The following is a 23794-nucleotide window of genomic DNA, read 5'->3' on the forward strand; positions in this document are numbered from 1 at the left end:
CGTTCATTGAATTGGAAACTTATGGGGGATGCTCTATGGCCAGTCCCGTGCCGCATAAATTTGATAGCTTGGAGTCAGTCTAGGCTCTGTAGCGCGGTGGCGATACGACTGGCGAGCCGGGTGGCGACCTCTGCCTTACCCATGCGCGGCCAGTCCTCTGCGCCCTGATCCGAAATCAGGATCACCGCATTCTCCTGCCCCCCCATGTTTCCCGTCGCCGGTGAAACATCATTGGCCACGATCCAGTCGCAGCCTTTGCGCAGGCGCTTGGCGGTGGCGTTTTCCACCACGTCATTGGTCTCGGCGGCAAAGCCAACCACCAGAGCGGGGCGGCCCCTCTCCATCCGGGACACGGCCTTGAGGATATCCGGGTTCTCGGCAAACTCCAGCACTGGCAGCCCGTCCTTTGATTTCTTCAGTTTGCGATCCGAGGCACTAGTCACCCGCCAATCGGCAACCGCTGCCGCAAAAACGCCTGCATCCACCGGCAGGGCTGCCTGCACTGCCGCTTCCATCTCTAGCGCGCTTTGCACCGAAACGACCTCTACCCCCTCAGGGGGAGGGACCTCCGCAGGGCCCGTGACAAACACCACCTCAGCGCCCTGATCGCGCAGAGCACGGGCCAGCGCTGTCCCCTGCGCCCCGGAGGAGCGATTGGCGATATAGCGCACCGGATCAATTGGCTCATGCGTCGGACCGGAAGTGACCAGAATACGCCGCCCTGCCAGGGCACCCGGCTGGGTCGCTTCAGCGAGCTGCGCCGTGATCGCGGCCAGGATCTCGGCGGGTTCTGCCAAGCGGCCTGGGCCATATTCACCACAGGCCATGCCGCCCTCATTTGGTCCAACAAAGCTCACCCCATCCCCGCGCAGGGTTTTGATATTGCGCTGAGTCGCGGCATGTTCCCACATCCGGACATTCATCGCAGGCGCCAGCAGAACCGGGGTATCCGTCGCCAACAGCAGGGTTGAGGCCAGGTCATTTGCAAGCCCCTGCGCCATCTTGGCCATCAGGTCAGCGGTGGCAGGAGCAACAACAACCAGATCAGCGCTGCGCGACAATTGGATATGGCCCATTTCGGCCTCAGACGTCAGGTCAAACAGATCCCGGTGCACCGCCACCCCGGCAAGGGCAGAAACGGACAGAGGCGTGACAAACTCTTCGCCCGCGCGGGTCAGAACCGGCGTCACAGAGGCGCCTTGATCCTGCAGCCGCCGGATCAGCTCCAGTGATTTATAGGCCGCGATGCCACCACCAATGATCAGAAGAATTTTCTTTCCTGCCAGCATCTCGCCTGCCCTTTGTTTTCCGGGCTTGGCCACAAGCCCCCGGCAACATTAGCCTCTGCGCAACAAAGAGTGAAACGGTTTTGCCTCGCCCCGAACCCTGCCTGTGCCTGTCCTTGCTGGACAGCTATTCGGATTTGGAGAAGGCAAGGCAGGGATCGGGGCGAGGCACTGCCGGAGCCGAGAGCACAACATCAAATTGCCCCTGGATAGACCCATCTTCCATTTGCCCCAACGCGCGGATCACGCTGTCTGGCATGGCACGTGCCAGGTAGATCGCAAGGCCGCGATCCAACCGCGCATGACCATTGCCTGTGATCACCACCACCGGCCCGCCAGTCTGGCGCAGAGCCGCTTCGGCGGCAGCGGCAAGGCTGGTGTCTCGCAGCCTTTGAAAATCGACAAGCATCGGCAGGATATCTTCCGGCATAGCATTGCAATGATTGGCCATCTGCTCAGCCTCGCGCACGGTTTGCTCTGCTTTTGGCAGCGCTTGATCCAGTCCAAACCGTTTTGCATCCGCCCCAAAATGACTGGCCACCCCGGCCTTTAATGCCGCCTGCGACTCAGCACGCGGCACCAATGCGCCAAAATGCGCGGCCTGCTCCGCCGCCTTGAACACCGGCGCATAAAGCGAAAAATCTGGCCAACCAGAGGCCTGCCAGTCCAAAGCTCGCGCGGTCGCGTCTGGATCCTGCAGGATCTGCGGTGTCAGACCCTCCGCCTGTGCCTGGGTGATCATCTCCCAAACCAAGGCGTGTGGCTGTAGCGCGGCGATCAGCTCCGCCTGAACCTGATGATGGTGCGGGTTATCATGCACCTCGCCCAGGATGATCACATCCGCCCCGCTCAAGGCCTCAGCAACCTCTGCCAGGGTCTCAGCCCGGGTCCCAAACTGGGGCTCAGCCTGAACCACAGAGGCTGTATCATCCGCCCTGATGGCTGTCCCGAGACCTGTCACAAGAGCCGTTGCAATGCTGATAGTTGCGAGGCCAGAAACGAACCTCGACGTAATTCCGAGTAAAAAACTATGTTTTTTCATGAGAGCAGTTTGTGCACTTCTCGCGATCGGGTATCAAGCGTTTTCCGCATTTTCACAAATGCTCCAGCCTCCAGCTGACGCACCCGCTCTTTTGACAGGCTCAACTCGCGGCCCAGCGCCTCCAATGTGCGCGGCGGGCTGCTCAATTTGCGCGCCACCACAATTCTCTGTTCACGCCCGGTCAGGGTCTGCATCGCCTCCACCAACCATCGACGCAGTTTGCGGCGATCATGACTGCTCTCAACCAGTTCAGCCGCCTGGGCGCTGTCATCTTCCAGGATCTCGATCCATTCGCGCCCCTCAGCCTCGCTCGACTGCACCGCATTGAGAGAAAAATCAGACCCCGACAGGCGGCCATCCATCATTTCAACATCGCGGAGAGGCACCCCGATTTCAGAAGCAATTTGTTGATGCAGCTGATGTTTGTCCAATCGCTGGCCCTGAGTGTGCGCCTGCCGTTCCAACTGGGCCTGTACTCGGCGCATGTTGAAAAACAGCGATTTCTGCGACGCGGTCGAGCCCGTGCGCACCATGGACCAATTGCGCATCACATAGTCCTGCACCGAGGCTTTGATCCACCAGATCGCATAGGTGGAAAACCGCACCCCCCGGTCGGGATCAAATTTATCCGCCGCCTTCATTAGCCCCAGCCCCGCCTCCTGGATGAGGTCATTCATCGGTGCTCCGTAGCGTTTGAACTTCACCGCCATGGAAATCGCCAATCGCATATAGGCATTGGTCAGCCGATGCAGCGCCTCGACATCGCGGTGATCGCGCCAGGCATAGGCCAGCCTTTTCTCAGTTTCTGCATCCAGCAGCTCTGCCTTCATCGCCTTCTTTGGCAATGGGTTATCTGTGCTACGGTCAAGCGCCATTGTTCCCCCCGGAATCAGTTCGTCTTGAAAACGAGACACTCCGGCAGCACGTAATTTGGTGAACTCAAATCGGGCCGGATGTCTCAAACTCCGCAGCGCAATGCCACGGCACAGTCTCGAGAAGTTACTCATTGCCCTATCATCAGAGCTCTGGTCCTCGCCAAATCCGCGAGCCAGCTATGCGAGTGGATGCTGTCTTCGCCCTTGTTTTGGGCGTCTTCAGCAGGTACGCACAAGAGCGAAACCGTTCATTTCTAAGGATAAAGAACTTGTCGGCACCTGTCACATTCATTCTGGGCGGCGCCGCTTCGGGAAAGTCCAAATTTGCGGAAGATTTGTGTTTTAAAACAGCAAAACCAAAGTCTTACCTCGCAACATCACAAGTATTTGATGATGAGATGAAAGCGAAGGTCGCTGCCCATTTACGGCAGCGCGGAGCTGATTGGACAACCTATGAAGAGCCTCTGGAGGCCGCAAAGCTGTTGCACCAATTGCCGAGCAATCATGTCTGCCTGCTGGACTGCGCCACCATGTGGTTGACCAATCACCTGCTGGCCGACCATGATCTGGCTGCGGCCCAGGCTGAGCTGCTGGAGGCCATTCACGCCTGTCCGGCAGAGCTGGTGGTGGTGTCCAATGAGGTTGGTCTTGGCATTGTGCCGGAAAATTCCCTGGCCCGCCGCTTCCGCGAGGCGCAGGGGCGGCTCAATATTGCACTGGCCGCAGGCGCCGATACCGTGGTGCAGATTACCGCTGGCCTGCCGCTGGTTTTGAAAGGTCAATTATGAATGCCCGCCTGTACCTTGTCCGCCATGGTCCTACCCATGCCAAAACCATGGTTGGTTGGTCGGACCTGCCCGCAGATCTCTCTGACACTGCGGCGCTGGCGCGGCTGGAGGCCGCCTTGCCGCCTGAGGCTCTGGTGGTTTCCTCCGACCTGATCCGTGCAGTGGATACTGCCACAGCGGTTCAGGGCAATCGCCAACGTCTGCCCCATATGCCCGGCTTGCGCGAAATTCACTTTGGTGACTGGGAGCTGCGCAGCTGGAAAGAGATCGACGCCGAGGATCCCACCCGCATCCGCGCCTATTGGGAGACCCCCGGCGATACCACCCCACCGGGTGGGGAAAGCTGGAACCAGGTCTGTGCCCGCGTCAACGATGCCATTGACAGCCTGCTCACCGCGCATGCCGGGCGCGATCTGGTGGTGGTCGGTCACTTTGGCCAGATCCTCACCCAGATTCAACGCGCCGAGGGCCTCAGCCCCGAAGCCGCTTTTTCGCACCGTATTGACAACCTGTCGCTCACTGAGCTGTTCTATGGGCCAGATGGCTGGCGCAGTGGCGCCCTCAATCAGCTTATCTGACCCCAATATATCAATATTTGTAATTTGTTTTCACACAAATATTCGATTTTAGAATGTCTCTTGCGGCGTTAGTCTCCCAGCATGGCTTATGAACTCTATATTGGTGATCGCATGTATTCCAGTTGGTCGTTGCGCGGCTGGCTCATGCTCGAAAAATTTGCAATCCCGCATAGCACCCATCTGGTCGGGCTTTACTCCGGCAGTATGGCGCAGGACCTAGCGCATCTAGCACCGGCCCGGCTGGTGCCGACGCTAAAGACCGACCAGGGGCTGGTGATCGGGGAGAGCCTCGCCATGGGGGAAACCCTGGCCGAGCACTTCCCCACTGCAGGTCTATGGCCGAAATCCGCAGATCAGCGCGCCACGGCCCGCTGGCTGGTGACGGAAATGGTGGCAGGGTTTTCCGCCCTGCGCGGTGATTGCCCGATGCAGCTCTCCCATGTCTGGAAGGACTTTACCCCCTCCCAAGCAGTGCTGGCCGATGTCACCCGGATCGAGGTGCTTTTTGCCCATGCCCGCAGCATTTCAGGCGCGCAGGAGGGATACCTCTTTGGCCACTATTCGCTGGCTGAGGTGTTCTATACCCCGGTCGCTGCGCGGATCATTGGCTATGACCTGCCAGTCTCTGCCGCGACCCGCGCTTATTGCATGCTGCTTTTGTCGGACCCGGCAGTGCTGAAATGGCAGGCCCAAGCGCGCGAGGTCACCTATGACCCGGAGCCCTACCTGCTGGATCTGGACCGTGCGACCTGGCCCATCGGCTAGTCTTTTCCCATCTCGCAGGTCTTTCGCCTGAACCGGCCCAAACTGCCCAAGAGCGTAAGGTCTGCGAGAAATCATCACAAAAATCGCTCTCATCATCCCTATCCTTGCTGACTCCAAAACCACGGCGCCTATGGTTTTTCCTTGTTTGTTCAAAGAAATGGAGAGGCATGATCAGCCGCGCCAACACAGTGGCCTTTCACGGCATAGAGGCCCGACCGGTTGAGGTGCAATGCTCGCTGGTGGCAGGGCTCCCGGCCTTTGCCATCGTCGGCCTGCCGGACAAGGCGGTATCGGAAGCGCGCGAACGGGTACGTGCCGCCTTTGCCTCCATGTCAATCGCGCTGCCTGCCAAGCGGATCACCGTCAATCTCTCGCCTGCGGATCTGCCCAAAGAGGGTAGCCATTTTGATCTCCCCATCGCCCTGGCCCTGCTGGCGGCCATTGGCCTTATCCCGCCGGACGCGGTGGCGCAAACTGTCGCATTGGGGGAGCTGTCACTGGATGGGGTGCTGATGCCCGTCACTGGCGCCCTGCCCGCCGCGATGGGGGCGGCGGCCCTGGATCGCCACCTTCTCTGCCCAAAACCCTCCGCCGCCGAGGCCGCCTGGGCCGGTGATGCACTGGTCATTGGTGCCGCTTCCCTGACCGAAGTTGTACGCCATTTCACCGGCGAGATGCCCCTCGCTCCGGCCCGCCCCGGTGAAATACGCAGCGATCCCACCCAACGCGACCTTCGCGACATCAAAGGTCAGGAACAGGCCAAACGGGCCCTGGAGATTGCCGCCGCCGGTCGCCACCACTTACTGTTGGTCGGCCCACCCGGATCCGGCAAATCCATGCTGGCTGCCCGCCTGCCCTCACTCCTGCCGCCACTGACCCCGACGGAGGCCTTGGAGACCGCGATGATCCACTCTCTTTGTGGTCTCATTGACGAAGGCGGCATCAGCCGCAGCCGCCCCTTTCGCGAACCTCATCACACCGCCTCCATGGCGGCTATTGTGGGGGGTGGCAGGCGAGCGCAACCCGGTGAAATCAGCCTGGCCCATAATGGTGTCTTGTTCCTGGATGAGCTCCCCGAGTTCAATCGCGCGGTGCTGGAAACCCTGCGCCAGCCGCTGGAGGCCGGCGAGGTGATGATTGCACGGGCCAATGCCCATATCCGCTACCCCTGTCGGTTTATGCTGGTGGCAGCCGCCAACCCCTGCAAATGCGGTTATCTCGCCGATGCCGCCCGCGCCTGCGCCCGCGCGCCCGGCTGCGGCGAGGACTATCTGGGGCGTATCTCCGGCCCGATGCTGGACCGCTTTGATCTGCGTATCGAAGTCCCCCCTGTGGCCTATAAGGATCTGGAGCTGCCTGCGGCCTTTGAGGGGTCAACCGAAGTGGCCCAGCGCGTTACAATCGCCCGTGAGATCCAGACAGCGCGCTACCATACCCTTTCCGAGGTCTGGCAGAACGCCGATGCCGAGGGGGAGGTGCTGGAACAGGCAACCGCGCTGAGTGCTGAGAGCCAGGAGTTATTGCAGCGCGCCGCCGAGCAGTTTGGTCTCTCGGCGCGCGGCTATCACCGGGTGATGCGGGTGGCGCGCACCATTGCTGACCTCGCCTGCTGTGATCAGGTCGAGCGAGGGCATCTCGCTGAGGCCCTCAGCTTTCGGCTGCCGCTCATCGGCTGATGCACCCCACCGCCAGCCGCCCGTAAAACAGCGGCCATGTTCTCGCAAGGCTTTGCCAGCACGATCCTGGATCAACACGCACGGCAGGTCGGAAAACCGGCAATCGATGGTGAGCACCAAACTCTGTTGGTGCATCAGCTAACCTTGGCTTCAATCGCTTGCCAGATCTTCTCAGCGATGTTCACCCCGTCAAAGCGTTCCAGCTCCTGGATGCCGGTAGGAGAGGTCACGTTGATCTCCGTCAGGTAGTCACCAATCACGTCGATGCCGACAAAGACCTGGCCCTTTTCTTTCAAAAGCGGCCCGATGGCGGCGCAGATCTCCAGATCCCGCTCGGTCAAGCCAACCTTTTCGGGACGCCCACCGACATGCATGTTCGAACGTGTCTCACCCGCCGCAGGTACGCGATTGATGGCCCCAACGGGTTCGCCGTCCACCAGGATGACCCGCTTGTCGCCATTACTCACGTCAGGCAGGAATTTTTGCACGATCAGCGGCTCGCGGCTAAATCCGGTGAACAGCTCATGCAGGGAGGTCAGGTTGCGATCCTTGGCGTCCAGACGGAACACCCCGGCGCCGCCATTGCCATACAGCGGCTTGAGGATGATATCACCGTGGCGCGCCTTGAACGCCTTGATGGTGTCCAGATCGCGGGCAATCGCGGTGGGCGGTGTCAGGTCCGGGAAATCCAGCACCAGCAGCTTTTCCGGGTAGTTACGCACCCAGAAGGGATCATTCACCACCAGGCAGTCATCCTTCAACCGGTCCAGAAGATGGGTCAAAGTGATGTAATGCATGTCAAAGGGCGGGTCCTGGCGCAGCCAGACCACGTCAAAATCAGCCAGATCAACTTCGCGCATCTCACCCAGGATGGCAGGTGTACCCGCCACCCGCTGCACCGTCATGTCCTGACCACGCGCGGTGATCTTGCCTTCCTGATAGGCCAGCTGATCGGGCAGGTAGAAAAACAGCTCATGGCCGCGCGCCTGCGCCTCTTCCGCCAGGCGAAAGCTGCTGTCGGCGTTGATGTCCACACCCATAATCGGGTCCATCTGAAAGGCAATTTTCATAGCAGTTTCCCTTTTGCTTTCGCCATAGATGGCGCAGCGGGCTGTCAGGTTCAATATGCCTTGTTCAAATTGCGCGCCGCAGGGTCAGCCCTGACCATAGGCGTTTTCCAGGATCTCGACCTCGCCCGCGCCAAAAACCAAAACCACATCAAGACGCGCCTCGCTCAGGCTGCCATGCGGTTGCTGATCCAGAAACAGGGCGGCAGAGGCCTGAACGCGCCCCATCTGACGGGGGTTGATCCGGGCAACAGCCGCCTCATAGCTGGGCCCGGTCTTGACCTCGGCAAAGACCAGCAGAGGGCCTTTGCGCAGGATCAGGTCAATCTCACCCGCTGCCCCGCGCCAACGCTGCTCAACCAGCTCATAACCAAGATCGACATAGGCGCGCGCTGCCTGATCCTCAGCTGCGGCCCCTGATAGATGGGCCCGCAATCCGGCAGAGGCAGGCGGTTTGGCCATCTCAGCTCTCTTTGGCCAGTTTCAAGGCCATTTGATAGACTTTGCGGCGCGGCATCTCATGGGCTTCCGACACAATGGCGGCGGCGTCCTTGACCGAGTTGTCAGCAAGTGCGGCCCGCAGATCGCTCTCGATATCGCCATCGCTCACCGCCACCTCCGAGGCCCGATCCACCAGGACGACAATTTCGCCCTTCACCGGGTTTTCCTCCAAGCTGGCGGCCAGCTCGGACAGGGGCATGCGGCGTACCTCTTCGAATTTTTTGGTCAGCTCCCGACACAGGGCTGCGGGTCGATTGCCCAACACCTGGGCCATATCCGCCACTGAGGCCGCCACCCGTTTAGGGGATTCGTAAAAGGCCAGGGTACCGGGAATCGACGCGACTTCCTCGAGCCGTTTGCGTCGCGCCCCACTGGCATTGGGTAAAAACCCCGCAAAAAAGAAGGCATCCGTCGGCAGTCCAGCCAGCGCCAGCGCGGTGGTTACCGCCGTGGCCCCTGGTGCGGAGGTCACCAGATGCCCGGCCTCGGAAGCGGCTTTGGACAGGGCATAGCCGGGGTCAGCTATCAGGGGCATGCCCGCCTCGGACGCATAGGCGACAGATTTTCCGGCCTCCAATACCGAGAGCAATTTGCCGCGCGCACCCACTCCGCTATGGTCGTGATAGGCAATCACTTGCCGCTCCCCCAGTGGAACGCCATGGATCTCCATCAGGCGACGCAGGGATCGGGTGTCTTCTGCGGCAATCAGATCCGCCGAGGCCAGCACATCCAGCGCCCGCAGCGTGATGTCGCGCGCCGTGCCCAGAGGTGTTGCCACAAAATACAGTCCCGGCAACAAATTGACGATCTGATGATTCACGCTGGACCCGCCTTTTTGGTCGTTTATGATTGCCCCAGAACCAACACGGCGCACAAGCGCCGGACAAGGGGAGTTACAAGTCCATTATGTTTGCTGTTTTCAAGCGGGCCCGCAAGGCAACTTTGTCTGCAATCGCCGCGATTTCCACATTTGCCCTGGCCGCCTGTGATCCGATTACGATCGGCGGTGGCCCCACAATCAATACATCCAAACCCGTGCCTGTGGCGCTGCTGGTGCCGCGTGGCTCGGCGCAGTCCGGCGATAGCGTATTGGCACAGAGCCTGGAAAACGCAGCTCGTCTGGCCATTGCCGATCTGCAAGGCGTGCAGATTGACCTGCGCATCTATGACACTGCAGGCGATCCCACCCGGGCCGCAGCTGCTGCCACCGAAGCCGTCAACGCAGGCGCGCGGATTATTCTGGGGCCGGTCTATGCCGAGGCCGCCAATGCCGCTGGCATTGCTGCCGCTCAAAAGGGCATCAACGTCCTGGCCTTTTCCAACACCACCTCGATTGCCGGGGGCAATGTTTTCATCCTCGGGCCAACCTTTGACAATACCGCCCGCCGCCTGACCGCCTATGCCAAGTCGCAGGGCAAAAACAACATCCTGATCGCGGGCGGCAATAACTCATCTGGTCTGGCCGGACAGGCCGCAATCCGCAATGCAGCGGCGCGGTCCGGTGTGAACATCACCAGCAGCGTTGGCTATGAACTGTCGCAAAAAGGCGTCATCAACGCCATTCCACAGATCCAGTCCGCCACAAGCGGCGGCGGCGCAGACGCGCTGTTCCTGACGGCCACCACCGCCGGGGCGCTGCCGCTGTTGACCCAGCTGCTGCCCGAAGCTGGCGTCAAACCCGAAGACATTCAGTACATTGGCCTCACCCGGTGGGACGTTCCTGCCCAGACCCTGGCCCTGCCTGGCGTCCAGGGCAGTTGGTTTGCCATGCCCGACCCTGGCAAGGCTCGCGGTTTCCGGGATCGCTACGAAGCCACCTATGGCAGCGCGCCTCATTCCATTGGCGGCTTGGCCTATGATGGGATTGCAGCAATTGGCGCTCTGGTCGGAGCTGGCAAGGCCGATGCGCTGACAGCAGCAGCCCTGACCCAGGGGGCGGGCTTCCAGGGCACTGGCGGCATCTTCCGTCTGCGCCCCGATGGGACCAATGATCGCGGTTTGGCCATCGCAACGATTCAAGAACAGAAGGTAGTCATCATTGACGCAGCCCCCAGCAGCTTCTCCGGCGCAGGATTCTGATCCAGCCCGGATGGCCCCTCGTGATCAGCTCGGAACGCTCCCCGCTTCCGAGCTGATCTGCGATGCTCTTAGCATTTTCAACCTCTCCGAGATGCAGGAAAAGATCGCTGCTCTGGCCAAAGAGGTCGAGCCAGAAGCCCTGCGTAGTGAGACTGTGGCTCTGCTACGGCAGGCCAACAAACAAGGGCGCGCGGCCATTGAAGAGGCCTTTGCCAAGGCGCCTTTTGCGGCCCGTGCCCTGACCAAATCCTATAGCTATCTGACCGATGGGCTGGTTCTGACGGCCTTTCATGTCGCCACCACCTATCTGCATCCGGTTGGCACGCCGACCTCTGGTGAACGGATCGCTCTGATCGCCGTGGGCGGCTATGGCCGTGGTGAAATGGCGCCGTTTTCAGACGTCGACCTGATGTTCCTCACCCCCTATAAAGTCACCGCCTGGGCCGAGAGCGTCATTGAATCGATGCTCTATATCCTTTGGGATCTGCGGCTCAAGGTCGGCCATTCCAGCCGCACCATCAAGGATTGCATCCGGCTTGGCACAGAGGATTACACCATCCGCACCGCCATGCTGGAACAGCGTTTTTTGACCGGCGACCAGGACCTCGCTGATGAGCTGGAGGACCGGCTGCGGGCGGAGCTGTTCTCTCGTGATGCCCATGATTTCATCGAAGCAAAACTGACGGAACGCGACGAGCGCCACCTCAAGCAAGGCCAGCGCTATATGGTCGAGCCCAACGTCAAAGAGGGCAAAGGCGGACTGCGCGATCTGCAATCGCTTTATTGGATCGCCAAATATGTCTACCAGGTTCAACACGCCGCTGATCTGGTCTCGATCGGGCTGTTTTCGCCAGAGGAGCTCGACACCTTTTCCACCGCAGCCAATTTCCTTTGGGCTGTGCGCGCGCATCTGCATCTGACCACCAAACGCGCCACCGAGCAGCTCAACTTTGATCTGCAGGTCGAGGTCGCCAGCCGCATGGGCTACAAGGACCGCGCCGGTCGGCGCGGCGTTGAAATCTTCATGCAGGAGTATTTTCGCCATGCCACAACCGTTGGTGACCTCACCCGGATCCTGCTGACCAAACTTGAGGCCAGCCAGCAAAAAAGCGCGCCACTCTTGGAGCGGATCTTCCGTCGCCGCCCGCGGGTAAAACCTGGCTACAAGGTCATTCACAACCGTCTGGATGTGGCCGATCCCGAGACATTCCTCGACAGCAAGCTGAACCTGCTGAAGATCTTTGAAGAAGCCCTGCGCACCGGCATGTTGATCCACCCGGATGCCATGCGGCTGGTCACGGCCAATCTGGATCTGATCGACGACGAGATGCGCGGCGACAAGGAAGCTCGGCGGATTTTCCTGGATCTGCTGCTGAAACACGGCAATCCGGAACGCGCCCTGCGCCGCATGAATGAGCTCGGCGTGCTCTCGGCCTTTATCCCAGAGTTCGAACCGATCGTGGCGATGATGCAATTCAACATGTATCACTCCTACACGGTGGATGAACACACCATTCAGGTGATCTCCAACCTCACCGCCATCGAGAAGGGCGAGCTGGAAGAAGAGCTACCCCTGTCGTCGGAAGTGATCCGTCAGGGGCTCAACCGCAAGGTTTTGCTGGTGGCCATGCTGCTGCATGACATCGGCAAGGGCCGCGAGCTGGATCATTCCATCCTTGGTGCGCAGATCGCCCGCAAGGTTGCCCCCCGTCTGGGATTGAACAAGGCTGACAGCGAAACCGTGGAATGGCTGGTGCGCAACCATCTGTTGATGTCGGACATGGCGCAAAAACGTGACATTGCCGATCCGCGCACCGTGCGGGGCTTTGCCAAGGCGGTGCAATCGGTCAAGCGGCTGGATCTGCTCCTGGTACTGACCGTCTGCGATATTCGCGGCGTTGGCCCTGACACCTGGAACAATTGGAAGGCCGCCCTGCTACGCGCGCTTTATAACCAGACCCGCGAGGCGCTGGACAACGGCATGGAGGCGCTGAACCGCGAACACCGTGGAGCTGCCGGCAAAAAGGCCCTGCGCGCCGCCCTGCCTGATTGGTCCAAATCCGATCTAAAACGCGAAACCGGACGCCACTATGATCCCTATTGGCAGGGGCTGCACGTCACCGCCCATGTCGATTTTGCGGAGATGCTGAAGGAGCTGGAGGCCAAGAATGACGACGCCGGAATTGTCATCCGGCTCTATCCGGATGATGACCGTGATGCGACCCGCGCCTGTTTTGTCATGGCTGATCACCCTGGTATCTTTGCCCGCGTCTCTGGTGCATTGGCCCTGGTTGGGGCCAATGTGGTCGATGCCCGCAGCTATACCACCAAGGATGGCTATGTAACGGATGCCTTCTGGATCCAGGATGCCGATGGCCACCCGTTTGAGGCCTCCCGGCTGCCACGACTGAACCAGATGATCCTCAAGACACTGAACGGTGAGGTGATCACCGGCGAGGCATTGGAGACCCGCGACAAGTTTAAAAAGCGCGAAAAGGCCTTCAAGGTGCCCACGCATATCACCTTTGATAATGAGGGCTCGGAGATCTACACCATCATCGAAGTCGACACTCGCGACCGCACCGGATTGCTCTATGATCTGGCCCGCACTCTGGCCGGCGCCAATGTTTATATCGCCAATGCGGTGATCGCGACCTATGGCGAACAGGTGGTCGATACCTTCTACGTCAAGGATATGTTTGGCTTGAAGTACCATGCAAAGTCAAAGCAGGATTTCCTCGAACGCAAACTGCGCGAGGCGATCTCCGAAGGGTCAAAACGGGCGCGATCATGAAACCGGTAAAACTGCTGTCGGGCTTTATGACCGTCGGGTTCTGGACCCTGGCCAGTCGTGTCTTGGGGTTTGCCCGCGACATCATGATTGCCAGCTTCTTAGGCACTGGCCCGGTGGCCGAGGCCTTTCTGGTGGCCTTTAGCCTGCCCAATATGTTTCGCCGTTTCTTTGCCGAGGGGGCCTTTAACACCGCCTTTGTGCCGCTGTTTTCCAAAAAGCTGCAAAAGGATGAGGATCCGGTTGGCTTTGCCCGCGATGCCCTGACCGGCCTAGCCACTGTGTTGATCGTTTTTACCCTGGTGGCGCAGCTGGTGATGCCCTGGCTGGTCATGGCTATGGCCAGCGGTTTTCGCGGTGATGCCCGCTTTGATCTGACCGTTGATTTTGGCCGCATCACCTTTGCCTATATCCTGTTCATCTCGCTGGCGGCACTGCTCTCTGGCGTGCTCAACGCCTCGGGGCGCTTTGCGGCAGCAGCGGCGGCTCCGGTCTTGCTCAACATCATCCTGGTCGGGGCACTGGTATTGGGGGAAAGCGGGTTGCTTGATGCCTATCTTCCGGCCAGCAAGCCGGAATTGCTGGGCTTTTCGCAGGGCACCTTGCTGGTCTGGTCGACGCTGCTGGCCGGGGTGGCGCAGATGGCGCTGGTCTGGATTGCCGCCAGCCGAGCCGGCTTTCGCCTGACGCCACGCCGCCCTCGGCTCACTCCGGATCTCAAACGCCTGGCTGTAATCGCTGCTCCGGCCATACTGGCAGGCGGGGTTGTGCAGATCAACCTGCTGGTTGGTCGTCAGGTCGCCAGTTTCTTTGATGGGGCCATCGCCTGGCTCAGCTATGCCGACAGGCTCTATCAACTGCCCCTCGGCGTGGTTGGCATTGCTGTTGGTATCGTCCTGCTTCCGGATCTGTCGCGGCGTCTGGCCGCCGAAGACACAACGGGCGCGCAACACGCCTTCAGCCGCGCAGGGGAGATTTCGCTGGCGCTGACCGTGCCTTCAGCCATCGCGCTCATGGCCATTCCGCTGCCACTGGTCTCGGTTCTGTTTGAACGGGGCGCTTTCTCCTATGAGGACAGCCAGGCCACCGCCCTGGCCGTGGCGATCTACGGGCTCGGCCTGCCTGCTTTTGTGCTGCAAAAAGTCCTGCAGCCGCTCTATTTTGCCCGCGAAGACACCCGCACCCCCTTTCGCTTTGCGCTGAACGCGATGGTGGTCAACGCGGTGGTGGCCATCGCAGGGGCTGCCCTTCTTGGCTTTATCGGCGCCGCCATAGGCACCACCATTGCCGGCTGGGCCATGGTCTGGCAGCTGGCGCGTGGCACCGGTGCGATGGGGCAAAGCGCGCGCTTTGATGCCCGGTTCAAACAGCGGATCTGGCGGATTCTCATCGCTTCTTTGCTGATGGGGGCCCTGCTCTGGGGCCTGGCCTGGATGCTAGAGCCCTGGCTCTATAGCGCCAGTATCCGCTATCCTACACTGGCCTTACTGGTCGCGATTGGTATCATCAGCTATTTTTCCATTGGTGCTAGTATCGGCGCCTTCCGGCTGTCGGATTTCAAGGCCAGCCTGCGTCGAAACAAGGGCTAAATCAGCGCCTCAATTGCATCAGGCGCAACCGCGCCGCGCGGTAGCGCGGCGCCCGGCCCAACGGGATAAAGCATCTTGATGCTGCAAGACGGGCGGGAGCCCCCGTTGCTACAGCCACGTTAGTCGCGCCGGATATTGCTGCGGATCCGCGCCCAACCGCCCGGGGCCAAAAAGAACGACAGGCCAAAGCCGGTGGCAAAGCCGCAGAGATCGGCAACCCAGTCCTGGGCGCCACCAAACAGCAGACCAAACAACAGCTGGATCCCCATCAAAAAGGCAATCAGCGAGAAGGCGCGGCTTTGCTGCGCCCCCACCAACGACAATTGCCGCCACAGAATATAGGTAAAGGCACCGATCAAGCCGTAGACCGCCGGAAAGCCACCGATCAGCGGCACCGATGCATTCATCAAAACCGCATATCCAACCGCACCGCCAATGGCCGAGAGCAAAAAGATGATGACCATCGCCAGATCGCCCATCACCTCGCCCACCATCTTGCCCATGGCCAGCACAAAGACGCAGACAAACAGCGCATGGGTAAAGGCCCCATGCACAAAGGCATAGGACAGGAACCGGATCAGATGTTCGGCTGGCCATTGCCCGGTCTCCTGCATCCACCAGAAGATCTCTGAGGAAAACGCATAGGACTGAAACGCCTCCAGCCGCCATCCAATGGCCTCGGGGCCACCAATGATGCCCCGCATCCCCAAAGAGAACGCCGCTTCAATCCCCATGATCACCAGCACCAGCGCCACCACGGCCGGGGGCAGCGGGTTGACGGGAGAGATATTTGGATCGTCACTCATAGTTTGTCGTTCTCCTTGACCTGAAGCGGTCGTTTTACGGCCCGCGCAGCCTGCCTGTGGGCGCTGCCCTGTTGACCCTGCGCTGGCCCATGGGTAAGCGACTAGGGACCATAATTCCAGACGGGAGTTTCGCCCCCATGAGCGATACGACATTTACGCCGCGCGTTTTCTCCGGCATTCAGCCTTCCGGCAACCTGCACCTGGGCAACTACCTGGGCGCCCTGAAGCGCTTTGTCGACTGGCAGGCCAAAGACATGGAGACCATCTATTGCATGGTGGATCTGCATGCGATCACCGTTTGGCAAGACCCAAAGGATCTGCAGAAATCCACCCGCGAGCTTTGTGCCGGGTTTATTGCCGCCGGTCTAGACCCCGAAAAATCCATCCTGATCAACCAAAGCCAGGTGCCCGAGCACGCGCAATTGGCCTGGATCTTCAACTGCGTCGCCCGCATGGGCTGGATGCAGCGCATGACCCAGTGGAAGGATAAGGCCGGCAAGAACGCCCAGAACGCCTCGCTGGGTCTCTTTGCCTATCCGGCGCTGATGGCGGCTGACATTCTGGTCTATCACGCCACTCATGTGCCTGTGGGCGAGGATCAGAAACAGCACCTCGAACTGGCCCGCGATATCGCTGCCAAATTCAACCATGATTACGGCGTCGACTTCTTCCCACTGACCGAACCTGTTATCGAAGGTGCCGGCACCCGGGTGATGTCCTTGCGCGATGGCACCAAGAAGATGTCAAAATCCGACGTCTCCGACGCCAGCCGCATCAATCTGACCGATGACGCCGATACCATCGCCAAGAAGATCCGCAAGGCCAAGACCGACCCGGATGCCCTGCCCTCTGAAGCCGAGGGTCTGGAAGAACGTCCCGAGGCGCGCAATCTGGTCAATATCTATGCAGCGATGAACAGCCAGTCGGTTGATCAGGTGCTGGCCGATGTCGGCGGCAAGCAGTTCTCCGAGTTCAAGCCGATGCTGGCGGAACTGTCGGTCGAGAAAATGTCTCCGATCACCACCGAAATGACCCGCCTGATGCAAAACCAGGATGAGATCGACAAGATCCTCACCCGCGGTTCCGAGCGCGCCCGCGCCATCACCGCACCGATCCTGCGCCAGACCTATGAGATCGTCGGCATGGTCCCCCCGGCCGAGATCTGATCAGATCCAACCTTCGGAAACTTAGCAGGCCCTCCAAGTTGATTTGGAGGGCCTGTCTTTTCTGGTTCGCCCGAAATCTTAGGGCAGCGCCTGACCCTGGGTGGGTGCGCAAGCGCCCTCCCGCGGGGAGGGTCGGGCGCTGCCTGGCCTATCGGCCAGGTATTCAATGGCAATAATCGTGAAGCTCAACCCGCCTCGCCGGTGCTGCAATGGCGGTCCACCATGCGCTGCACCATGGGGGCAAAATGCCAATAGTCCGGCGTCTCCATGTCGGCGCGTTTCCCCGCCTCATCGAGATAGCGCACTGCGATGATCTCTTTCAGGTTGGGATTGCCCTCAAACTCGGCAACCTCTTCGGCATTCATCGGCCCGCCCTGCAATTCCAGCGTATGCACCGAGGCCGGGCTTAGCCGTTTGAAATACTCGGGTTTGGTGGCGCAGAGATAGCGCTTGGCCGCCACATGATAGCGGCAGCAATCGGTGATCACGCTGGGAAAGAACTGCTCCAGCACCTCGGCGCCCGCGTCTTCGTGATGACGGTCTTCGGTGTCATCCGGGTGATATGTGCCAAACTCCGAAGTGAAGTGACCGATGTCATGCAGCAACGCACCGACAATGATCTCTTCGGCCTGACCGTTCTGCTCGGCAATGGTGGCGCCTTGTAGCATATGCTCGCCCATGGTCACGGGTTCACCCAGGTATTCCTCCCCGCCGCGGCGCTCAAAGATAGAGCCGAGGAAGTCGACGATATTGCTGTGGTTCAGGCTGGCGATATCTGGCTTGCTCATGAGCTCATCCTTCCTGGTGTGCTGACAGGGCGGCATATTTCGAACGCAGCCCATCCTTATCGGCGTAGCAGCCCTGCAACCAACGGGTTCCCGCGCCGCTATAGGCTTTGCGCGCATGCAGAACCCGGGTGTTATCAACCACAAAGCTCTCACCGGGCTCCAGACGGAAGGTCACTTCCATGGCCTCATCATCAATGATTTCGCCCAACCGGCGATAGGCGGCATAATAAGTGCCCATATCCTCAAAGGGCACATCCTGCACGGCAGCCAGCGAACGGTTGTTGAAACGCACGCCGATCAGCTCGCCATCCGGTGCCAACTCGATCATCGGGCGACGTGACTGCAGGCAGGTATCGGCATCGCCGGCATATTCAAACCGGGCGCAGTATTTGGCCAGCACGTTAAAATAGGCCTCATTCTCGGCCCGCAGGCGCAGTGCTGCGGCGAAGCCGTCGACCACCATGTTTTCACCACCCGCGGCGGAGCTCTCAAGGCAATAGAGCACCTGGATCGAGGGCACCGGGTCGCGATATGGATTGTCGGTATGGGCCTGCAGCCCCAATCCGGTGAAGGCCAGATTGGTTGGGTTCACCTCGGTGCGGACCTCAAAATGGCGGCCATAATTGGTCTCGCGCACATAGCCAAACAGATCAACCACCTTAAACAGCGAGCCATCTTCGGTCGGACCATTCTCGATCTTGCCAAAACCATAGCGCGTGACCTGCCCCAGCCAGTCGCGCAGCGCATCACCACCCCCGCTCAGCGCCTGAAAATCACCAGTGGGCACATAGGACATCAGGCTGCTGTTCCAGGGTTCTACCCCCTCGCCCAGCCAGCCTGCCTCTGTCGGGGTGGCCTTGTCATAGCTATTGGCAGCCAGCCAGCTTAGATCAAACTCTACTGTCTTGTCTTCAGGGGCAAAGCTCACCTTCAAGGTATTTTCTGCAATCTCGGCCGCCACCAGCTTGGTCTCGGCGGGAATGTCGCGCAGGGCCACCAGACGCTGGCCATTGCCCGGTGCGCGGGTCTCTGGATCCCAGGCGTTGTCGCGCAGCCAGATGGCGTGAAAGCGGTGGGGCTGACCATCCAGGTCTAGGGTCAGGAAATCGCCATTGGCGGAGAGGGATACGGATGTCATCGCTTGAAAGGTCCTAGCTGATCTATTCACGGGTGACAGTCTCAGCCAGCCCGCCTATAAAATCAAATCAGCAAAAGCCCACATGAGACTCAGGTTTTCTTATGAGTGATTCCAAATTCGACAGCATTCCGCTGGAATGGGTGCGCGCCTTTGAAACTACCGCGCGGCTGGGCAGCTTTACCGCTGCGGCGCGGGAAACGGGCTTGACCCAACCCGCCATCAGCCAACGCATTGGCAACCTCGAACATCAGCTGGGCACCAAGCTCTTTGTGCGCAAAACCCGCGCCATCCATCTGACCACCGAAGGCGAGGCCTGGTTGCCGCATGTGCAGGCTTCGCTGAACGCGCTGCGCGACAGCTCAGAGGCGCTGTTTGGGGTGGGGCGCAACAAGATCGTGATTTCTGCAAGCTCCTCGATCGTGCAGCACTGGATCACGCCGCGCCTGCCCGCCCTGTTGGCGGCCAGCGGTGCCGAAGTCACCATCAACACCATGGTCCTGTCCGGGGATGCCGCCGAGGAGGACGGCACCGTCAAGATCCGCTATGGTGCCGGCGACTGGCCGGGCATGTACAAGGCGCCCCTGTTTGAAGAACGCATTGCCCCCATGGCTGCGCCCGCCCTGTTGCAAACCACCAAGGATTGGCGCGATCTGCCGCGCCTCTCCGTCTCTGGCCCCCGCCCCAGCTGGCGCGATTGGCGCGAGTTCAGCGGCCAGGTCACCACCTCCCCCACCGCGCTGCGCTATGACACCTTTGCCTCGGCCTTGGCGGCCGCGCGTGCAGGACTTGGAGTGCTGCTCGGCTCGCTGCCTCTGTGTCAGGCGGATCTGGACAGCGGCGCATTAATACAGGTGAGCGCAGAGGTGATGCCGCATCACGAGAGTTATTGGCTGCTGGCCTCCAAAGAGCGCATGTCCCGGCGGCAATGGGAAGTGCTGCGGATAAGCTTAGCAAGCTAGTTTCACCCCTTAGCTGCAGGTTGCGAAAGCGAGGGGCAAAAGGACTTATTCTGGTAGCGCACCCAAAAGTGAACAACCAACTTTCCCAATCTTTTGAGACACATCTAGTGGAAAGGGAAATTGCGAATAGAGCCGCCTAAACAGGCCGAAAACAAGACCATCGTAGCACCAGCCCACGCGTCCCCAAAGTCAATGAAGACTTGCGCACATCCCATGAAGCCAATGCTCAAACAAATGGCCCACCCCAGAAACCGCACTCCGCTCCCCAATGGTCTTTGCCTAAGCAAATGCCAGCACGACACAATTGTGAATAATCCCGGTACGCTTCCAAGGAAAACAAGCAAAACTCCCAAGGAAACATTGGAAAGAATAATCTCTCCGCGCCCCATACAATCCGAAATCGAGCACAACCCTGCAAAGCTAAAAATGGATAGCAGGAGCATAGACAAGACAAAAGTTGGGATAAGAAAAAATAAGAACTTTGAATAGTCTGTCATGCCAGACGACTAAGACACCCTCACCACAAAAGCAACCAGGAGGAGTATCGGGTAGCTTACATACCAAGGACAGCGCCCGAGCCTGGGTGGGTGCGAAAGCGCCCTCCCATGGGGAGGCTCGGGCGCTGCCCGGCCTGAGGCCGTACTTCAGCGGTTCGAGTGCTACAGCCCCCGCACCCCGTTCAGGGTCAGGTTGGCGACCAGTTCGGCATAGTCCTCGCGCGCCTTGGGGCCGGCGCCGGAGTTCCACATATAGTACCAGTTCAACATGCCAAAGACCGACATGGTGGCGGCGCGCAGCTTGCCTGGGTCTGCGGCAAAGACCTCGGGCGCCACGGCCTGCAGTGTATCGCTGAGGAACTGCACCATTTCGCGCTGATAGGCGCGCAGCAGCTTTTGCTGTTCTTCCGGCAATGCCCCCATCGAACCGGACTGCACCTTATGCTCGTAGTCAGCCCCCTGATAGGCGAGCAGCACCTCTGCCACCACCTGACGCAGGGCTTCATCCGGGGCAAGATCCGTAACCTCGATCCCGCAAACCCGGTCGCGCAGGTCGCACAGATAGGTATCAAGGAGGCCAAAAAGCACGGCCTCCTTGCTGTCATAGTAGTGATAGATATTGGCCTTGGAGATCCCGCATTCGCGCGCCAATTGCGTCATGGACGCGCGATCATAGCCCGCCTCGGCAAAGACCTTGGCCGCAGATTTCAGAATCTGGGCGCGCTTTTCATCGTGGTCTTTTGCAATGGTGCGGGCCATGGGCTCAGCTCTCTCCTTGGTTAGTCAGCGTCGCGGTTGTCAACAACGCGCTTGGCCTTGCCCTGGCTGCGCTCAACCTCGCCGGGCTCTCCTACGATGATCTCGGTGGAGACACCAACCATATCCTTGATGCGCTTGGTCAGCATCCGCGCTGCGGCGGTCTTGGACAGCTCATCGGTGGCATCGGCTTCGGCCTCAACATAGACCCGCATCGCATCCATGCGACCGGCTTTGTAGAGCTCGATCTGATAGTGCGGGGCCAGACCACCGGTGGCCATCAGCTGTTCTTCGATCTGGCTGGGGAAGACATTGACCCCGCGCAGGATGATCATGTCATCCGAACGACCGGTGATCTTTTCCATCCGCCGCATCGAACGCGCGGTGCCGGGCAGCAGACGCGTCAGGTCGCGGGTGCGGTAACGCACCATCGGCAGGCCTTCTTTGGTGAGGGTGGTAAAGACCAGCTCGCCCATTTCACCGTCCGGCAGCACTTCGCCGGTCTTGGGGTCAATGATCTCGGGCAGGAAGTGGTCTTCCCAGATCACCGGCCCGTCTTTGGTCTCGACACATTCGCTGGCTACACCGGGGCCCATGATCTCGGACAGACCATAGATATCAACCGCATGCATATCAAAGGCCGCCTCAACCTCACGGCGCATCGCATCAGTCCAGGGCTCGGCACCAAAGACACCAACCTGGAGCGAACTGTCGCGTGGATCCATGCCATTCTTGCGATATTGCTCAAGGATGTTGAGCATGTAGGACGGCGTCACCATGATGCCATCGGGTTGGAAATCGGTGATCAAGCCGACCTGCTTTTCGGTCTGGCCGCCGGACATCGGCACCACGGTCGCGCCCAGACGTTCGATACCGTAATGCGCCCCCAGACCGCCGGTGAACAGCCCATAGCCATAGGCATTATGCACCATATTGCCCTTGCGCAGACCCGCAGCCCGCAAAGAGCGCGCCACCAGATCGGCCCAGTTGGAGATGTCATTGGCGGTATAGCCCACAACAGTCGGCTTGCCTGTCGTACCGGAGGAGGCATGCAGACGGATGATTTCTTCGCGTGGCACCGCAAAAAGACCAAAGGGATAATTGTCGCGCAAGTCGTTTTTGTAGGTAAACGGGAACTTCGACAGATCCGACAGCTGCTGCAGATCATCCGGGTGTACACCAGCCGCGTCAAAGCGCTCTTTGTACATTGGCACGTTGTCATAGGCGTGACGCAGCGACCACTTCAGGCGCTCCAGCTGCACGGCGCGGATTTCATCAATCGAGGCAATCTCGATCGCGTCGAGGTCAGCCTTATTCGGGGTCAGATCTTTCATGGCGTTCTCCTCACTTATTCTTCAAACAATTGGCCCTTGATCGCACGGGAAAGCCCGCGAAAGGCAGCGATCATCTGGCCGGATTGGTTTTCAACTGTCACGTCATAAATGCCGCTGCGCCCGGTGAGGGATACCTCAGTGGCACGGGCAATCAACCGCTCGCCCAGCTTGCCGGGGGCTGTAAAGGTAATGCTGTTGCTTTGCGCCACCGTGGATTGGTTGCGGCTGTTACAGGCAAAGGCAAAGGCGCTATCGGCCAGCATGAAGGTCACGCCCCCATGGCAGATACCATGGCCATTGCAGTGATGCGCCTCGACCGTCAGTTCCAGCGTAGCAGAGCCTTCGTCAATCGCGGTGATCTCCATCCCCGCCCATTTTGAGGCATTGTCGCTGGCCCACATGGCCTCTGCGGATTTTTCAGCACGCTGTTTAGGCGTGAGTTCTGCGGTCATGCTCATTTCCCCTGAAACTTGGGCGCGCGTTTTTCCAGAAAGGAGGCAACACCTTCCGCATAATCGGCGCTTTCGCCGCAGGTCTTCATCGCGTCGGCCTCTTGTTCCAGATGATCCTGCAGCGTGGCAACAGCGGCATCCTGAATGCAATGTTTGCTGAGGCCTAGACCCAGGGTGGGCCCATTGCCCAGCTGCGCGGCCATGGCGCGGGTGGTCTCCATCAGATCGGCATCCGGAACAGCCTTCCAGATCAGCCCCCAGTCTTCGGCCTGTTTGGCGGGTAGGGGCTGCGCGGTAAAGGCCAGCCCCTTGGCGCGGGCCTCGCCCAGCAGCCGTGGCAGATGCCAGCTGCCGCCGGTGTCCGGTATCAACCCGACCTTGGAGAAAGACTGAATGAACTTGGCGCTTTCCGCCGCGAAAACCATGTCACAGGCCAGCGCGATATTGGCACCAGCCCCTGCAGCGACACCGTTGACCGCACAGATCACCGGAAACTCAAGCGAGCGGATCAGATTGACCAGCGGCGCATAGAAGGTACGCACGGTGTTGCCCAGATCCGGCGGGCCATCCATCTTGCGCGGGTCGCGGTCGCCCAGATCCTGGCCAGCGCAGAACCCTCGACCGGCACCGGTCAGCAGGATCGCCCGCGCACTACCATCACGCGCGGCCTCGATGGCTGCGCGCAGGGCATAGTGCATTTCATCGTTGAAACTGTTGAGCCGATCCGGCCGGTTCAGGGTGATCTCCACCCAAGTGCCGTGATCCGCGACCAGAATAGAATCGCTCATGTCTTTTTCCCTCCTGCAGCCCCGTCTCGCTGGATCTGACCAGTCGAAACAGGCGCGATGCAAAACTCCGTTG

At 59.9% G+C, this 23794-nt stretch carries 22 protein-coding genes; 9 read left to right on the forward strand and 13 right to left on the reverse strand.

All coding sequences use genetic code 11. The annotated features are described in order from the left end of the window. Window positions 1-74 precede the first annotated feature (74 nt). The 3 genes from coaBC to ED661_RS07475 form a co-directional block, all read right to left on the reverse strand. Window positions 75-1289: a bifunctional phosphopantothenoylcysteine decarboxylase/phosphopantothenate--cysteine ligase CoaBC gene (coaBC, locus tag ED661_RS07465; protein WP_122073256.1), complete on the reverse strand. Its 1215-nt coding sequence runs from the start codon at window positions 1287-1289 to the stop codon at window positions 75-77. A 124-nt stretch (window positions 1290-1413) separates the two neighbouring features. Beyond that, window positions 1414-2247: a ChaN family lipoprotein gene (locus ED661_RS07470; RefSeq protein ID WP_254054790.1), complete on the reverse strand. Its 834-nt coding sequence runs from the start codon at window positions 2245-2247 to the stop codon at window positions 1414-1416. Between the two features lie 77 nt (window positions 2248-2324). Next, a complete protein-coding gene (locus ED661_RS07475) occupies window positions 2325-3203 on the reverse strand; it encodes an RNA polymerase factor sigma-32 (protein ID WP_122073258.1) in 879 nt (292 codons plus the stop codon). Between the two features lie 179 nt (window positions 3204-3382). On the opposite strand from ED661_RS07475, the gene cobU reads away from it, so the two are divergent. The 4 genes from cobU (at window position 3383) to ED661_RS07495 (ending at window position 7010) form a co-directional block, all read left to right on the forward strand. Further along, the gene (gene cobU, locus ED661_RS07480; RefSeq protein WP_371412408.1) at window positions 3383-3991 is read left to right on the forward strand and encodes a bifunctional adenosylcobinamide kinase/adenosylcobinamide-phosphate guanylyltransferase; all 609 of its coding nucleotides are present in this window, start codon (window positions 3383-3385) and stop codon (window positions 3989-3991) included. Then, the gene (locus tag ED661_RS07485) at window positions 3988-4569 is read left to right on the forward strand and encodes a histidine phosphatase family protein (protein WP_122073260.1); all 582 of its coding nucleotides are present in this window, start codon (window positions 3988-3990) and stop codon (window positions 4567-4569) included. The genes cobU and ED661_RS07485 overlap by 4 nt, the downstream gene beginning before the upstream one ends. Before the next feature lie 81 nt (window positions 4570-4650). Beyond that, a complete protein-coding gene (locus tag ED661_RS07490) occupies window positions 4651-5334 on the forward strand; it encodes a glutathione S-transferase (RefSeq protein ID WP_122073261.1) in 684 nt (227 codons plus the stop codon). Between the two features lie 167 nt (window positions 5335-5501). After that, window positions 5502-7010 (forward strand): YifB family Mg chelatase-like AAA ATPase, encoded by a 1509-nt coding sequence (locus ED661_RS07495; RefSeq protein ID WP_122073262.1) that lies wholly within the window; start codon window positions 5502-5504, stop codon window positions 7008-7010. Window positions 7011-7144: 134 nt separating this feature from the next. Here ED661_RS07495 and gshB read toward each other — a convergent pair whose 3' ends face one another. From gshB to rsmI, 3 genes are all read right to left on the reverse strand, one after another. After that, window positions 7145-8080: a glutathione synthase gene (gene gshB, locus ED661_RS07500; RefSeq protein WP_122073376.1), complete on the reverse strand. Its 936-nt coding sequence runs from the start codon at window positions 8078-8080 to the stop codon at window positions 7145-7147. An 84-nt stretch (window positions 8081-8164) separates the two neighbouring features. Continuing rightward, the gene (locus tag ED661_RS07505; protein ID WP_122073263.1) at window positions 8165-8539 is read right to left on the reverse strand and encodes a YraN family protein; all 375 of its coding nucleotides are present in this window, start codon (window positions 8537-8539) and stop codon (window positions 8165-8167) included. A 1-nt stretch (window position 8540) separates the two neighbouring features. Continuing rightward, window positions 8541-9398 (reverse strand): 16S rRNA (cytidine(1402)-2'-O)-methyltransferase, encoded by an 858-nt coding sequence (gene rsmI / locus ED661_RS07510; RefSeq protein ID WP_122073377.1) that lies wholly within the window; start codon window positions 9396-9398, stop codon window positions 8541-8543. Between the two features lie 86 nt (window positions 9399-9484). Between rsmI and ED661_RS07515 the strand changes: the two genes are divergently transcribed. The 3 genes from ED661_RS07515 to murJ are packed head-to-tail and all read left to right on the forward strand — an operon-like array spanning window position 9485 to window position 15037. Continuing rightward, on the forward strand, window positions 9485-10657 hold the full coding sequence (locus ED661_RS07515) for a penicillin-binding protein activator (RefSeq protein WP_122073264.1): 1173 nt from the start codon (window positions 9485-9487) through the stop codon (window positions 10655-10657). 10 nt (window positions 10658-10667) lie between these two features. Continuing rightward, on the forward strand, window positions 10668-13451 hold the full coding sequence (locus ED661_RS07520) for a [protein-PII] uridylyltransferase (protein WP_174214164.1): 2784 nt from the start codon (window positions 10668-10670) through the stop codon (window positions 13449-13451). Next, entirely contained in the window at window positions 13448-15037 is a 1590-nt protein-coding gene (murJ, locus tag ED661_RS07525) for a murein biosynthesis integral membrane protein MurJ (protein WP_122073266.1), read from the forward strand. Before ED661_RS07520 ends, murJ begins: the two co-directional genes overlap by 4 nt. 119 nt (window positions 15038-15156) lie before the next feature. Here murJ and ED661_RS07530 read toward each other — a convergent pair whose 3' ends face one another. Continuing rightward, window positions 15157-15843: a rhomboid family intramembrane serine protease gene (locus ED661_RS07530; protein ID WP_122073267.1), complete on the reverse strand. Its 687-nt coding sequence runs from the start codon at window positions 15841-15843 to the stop codon at window positions 15157-15159. 137 nt (window positions 15844-15980) lie between these two features. Here ED661_RS07530 and trpS point away from each other — a divergent pair, with 137 nt between their 5' ends. Beyond that, complete coding sequence (gene trpS, locus ED661_RS07535) at window positions 15981-17009, forward strand: tryptophan--tRNA ligase (RefSeq protein ID WP_122073268.1); 1029 nt, start codon at window positions 15981-15983, stop codon at window positions 17007-17009. A 185-nt stretch (window positions 17010-17194) separates the two neighbouring features. Here the strand turns inward: trpS and ED661_RS07540 are convergent, their stop codons facing one another. Then, window positions 17195-17797 carry an HD domain-containing protein gene (locus tag ED661_RS07540; protein WP_122073269.1) on the reverse strand — a complete coding sequence of 201 codons (603 nt, stop codon included), beginning with the start codon at window positions 17795-17797 and terminating at the stop codon, window positions 17195-17197. Between the two features lie 4 nt (window positions 17798-17801). Then, complete coding sequence (locus tag ED661_RS07545) at window positions 17802-18935, reverse strand: TauD/TfdA family dioxygenase (protein WP_122073270.1); 1134 nt, start codon at window positions 18933-18935, stop codon at window positions 17802-17804. 101 nt (window positions 18936-19036) lie between these two features. Between ED661_RS07545 and ED661_RS07550 the strand changes: the two genes are divergently transcribed. Further along, complete coding sequence (locus ED661_RS07550; RefSeq protein WP_122073271.1) at window positions 19037-19894, forward strand: LysR family transcriptional regulator; 858 nt, start codon at window positions 19037-19039, stop codon at window positions 19892-19894. A 659-nt stretch (window positions 19895-20553) separates the two neighbouring features. On the opposite strand, the gene ED661_RS07555 is transcribed toward ED661_RS07550, so the two are convergent. From ED661_RS07555 to paaG, 4 genes are read right to left on the reverse strand one after another with little or no spacing between them, the layout of a single operon-like run. Beyond that, window positions 20554-21150 carry a TetR/AcrR family transcriptional regulator gene (locus tag ED661_RS07555; protein WP_122073272.1) on the reverse strand — a complete coding sequence of 199 codons (597 nt, stop codon included), beginning with the start codon at window positions 21148-21150 and terminating at the stop codon, window positions 20554-20556. A gap of 20 nt (window positions 21151-21170) precedes the next feature. Next, window positions 21171-22481 carry a phenylacetate--CoA ligase PaaK gene (gene paaK, locus ED661_RS07560; protein ID WP_122073273.1) on the reverse strand — a complete coding sequence of 437 codons (1311 nt, stop codon included), beginning with the start codon at window positions 22479-22481 and terminating at the stop codon, window positions 21171-21173. 14 nt (window positions 22482-22495) lie between these two features. Further along, window positions 22496-22939, reverse strand: coding sequence for a hydroxyphenylacetyl-CoA thioesterase PaaI (gene paaI / locus ED661_RS07565; RefSeq protein WP_122073274.1), 444 nt, complete (start codon window positions 22937-22939; stop codon window positions 22496-22498). Further along, complete coding sequence (paaG, locus tag ED661_RS07570; RefSeq protein ID WP_122073275.1) at window positions 22936-23721, reverse strand: 2-(1,2-epoxy-1,2-dihydrophenyl)acetyl-CoA isomerase PaaG; 786 nt, start codon at window positions 23719-23721, stop codon at window positions 22936-22938. Before paaG ends, paaI begins: the two co-directional genes overlap by 4 nt. Window positions 23722-23794: the final 73 nt, after the last annotated feature.

The organism is Pseudophaeobacter sp. EL27, from assembly GCF_900313025.1.
Lineage (GTDB): Bacteria > Pseudomonadota > Alphaproteobacteria > Rhodobacterales > Rhodobacteraceae > Pseudophaeobacter.

Coding starts and splice junctions, on each gene's coding strand:
- ED661_RS07520 (WP_174214164.1), top strand. CDS start 10,668: ATGGCCCCTCGTGATCAGCTCGGAACGCTCCCCGCTTCCGAGCTGATC.
- ED661_RS07495 (WP_122073262.1), top strand. CDS start 5,502: ATGATCAGCCGCGCCAACACAGTGGCCTTTCACGGCATAGAGGCCCGA.
- gshB (WP_122073376.1), bottom strand. CDS start 8,080: ATGAAAATTGCCTTTCAGATGGACCCGATTATGGGTGTGGACATCAAC.
- ED661_RS07555 (WP_122073272.1), bottom strand. CDS start 21,150: ATGGCCCGCACCATTGCAAAAGACCACGATGAAAAGCGCGCCCAGATT.
- paaG (WP_122073275.1), bottom strand. CDS start 23,721: ATGAGCGATTCTATTCTGGTCGCGGATCACGGCACTTGGGTGGAGATC.
- cobU (WP_371412408.1), top strand. CDS start 3,383: ATGCGAGTGGATGCTGTCTTCGCCCTTGTTTTGGGCGTCTTCAGCAGG.
- ED661_RS07545 (WP_122073270.1), bottom strand. CDS start 18,935: ATGACATCCGTATCCCTCTCCGCCAATGGCGATTTCCTGACCCTAGAC.
- trpS (WP_122073268.1), top strand. CDS start 15,981: ATGAGCGATACGACATTTACGCCGCGCGTTTTCTCCGGCATTCAGCCT.
- paaI (WP_122073274.1), bottom strand. CDS start 22,939: ATGAGCATGACCGCAGAACTCACGCCTAAACAGCGTGCTGAAAAATCC.
- ED661_RS07550 (WP_122073271.1), top strand. CDS start 19,037: ATGAGTGATTCCAAATTCGACAGCATTCCGCTGGAATGGGTGCGCGCC.
- ED661_RS07530 (WP_122073267.1), bottom strand. CDS start 15,843: ATGAGTGACGATCCAAATATCTCTCCCGTCAACCCGCTGCCCCCGGCC.
- ED661_RS07485 (WP_122073260.1), top strand. CDS start 3,988: ATGAATGCCCGCCTGTACCTTGTCCGCCATGGTCCTACCCATGCCAAA.
- ED661_RS07490 (WP_122073261.1), top strand. CDS start 4,651: ATGGCTTATGAACTCTATATTGGTGATCGCATGTATTCCAGTTGGTCG.
- ED661_RS07475 (WP_122073258.1), bottom strand. CDS start 3,203: ATGGCGCTTGACCGTAGCACAGATAACCCATTGCCAAAGAAGGCGATG.
- ED661_RS07505 (WP_122073263.1), bottom strand. CDS start 8,539: ATGGCCAAACCGCCTGCCTCTGCCGGATTGCGGGCCCATCTATCAGGG.
- paaK (WP_122073273.1), bottom strand. CDS start 22,481: ATGAAAGATCTGACCCCGAATAAGGCTGACCTCGACGCGATCGAGATT.
- ED661_RS07515 (WP_122073264.1), top strand. CDS start 9,485: ATGTTTGCTGTTTTCAAGCGGGCCCGCAAGGCAACTTTGTCTGCAATC.
- coaBC (WP_122073256.1), bottom strand. CDS start 1,289: ATGCTGGCAGGAAAGAAAATTCTTCTGATCATTGGTGGTGGCATCGCG.
- ED661_RS07540 (WP_122073269.1), bottom strand. CDS start 17,797: ATGAGCAAGCCAGATATCGCCAGCCTGAACCACAGCAATATCGTCGAC.
- murJ (WP_122073266.1), top strand. CDS start 13,448: ATGAAACCGGTAAAACTGCTGTCGGGCTTTATGACCGTCGGGTTCTGG.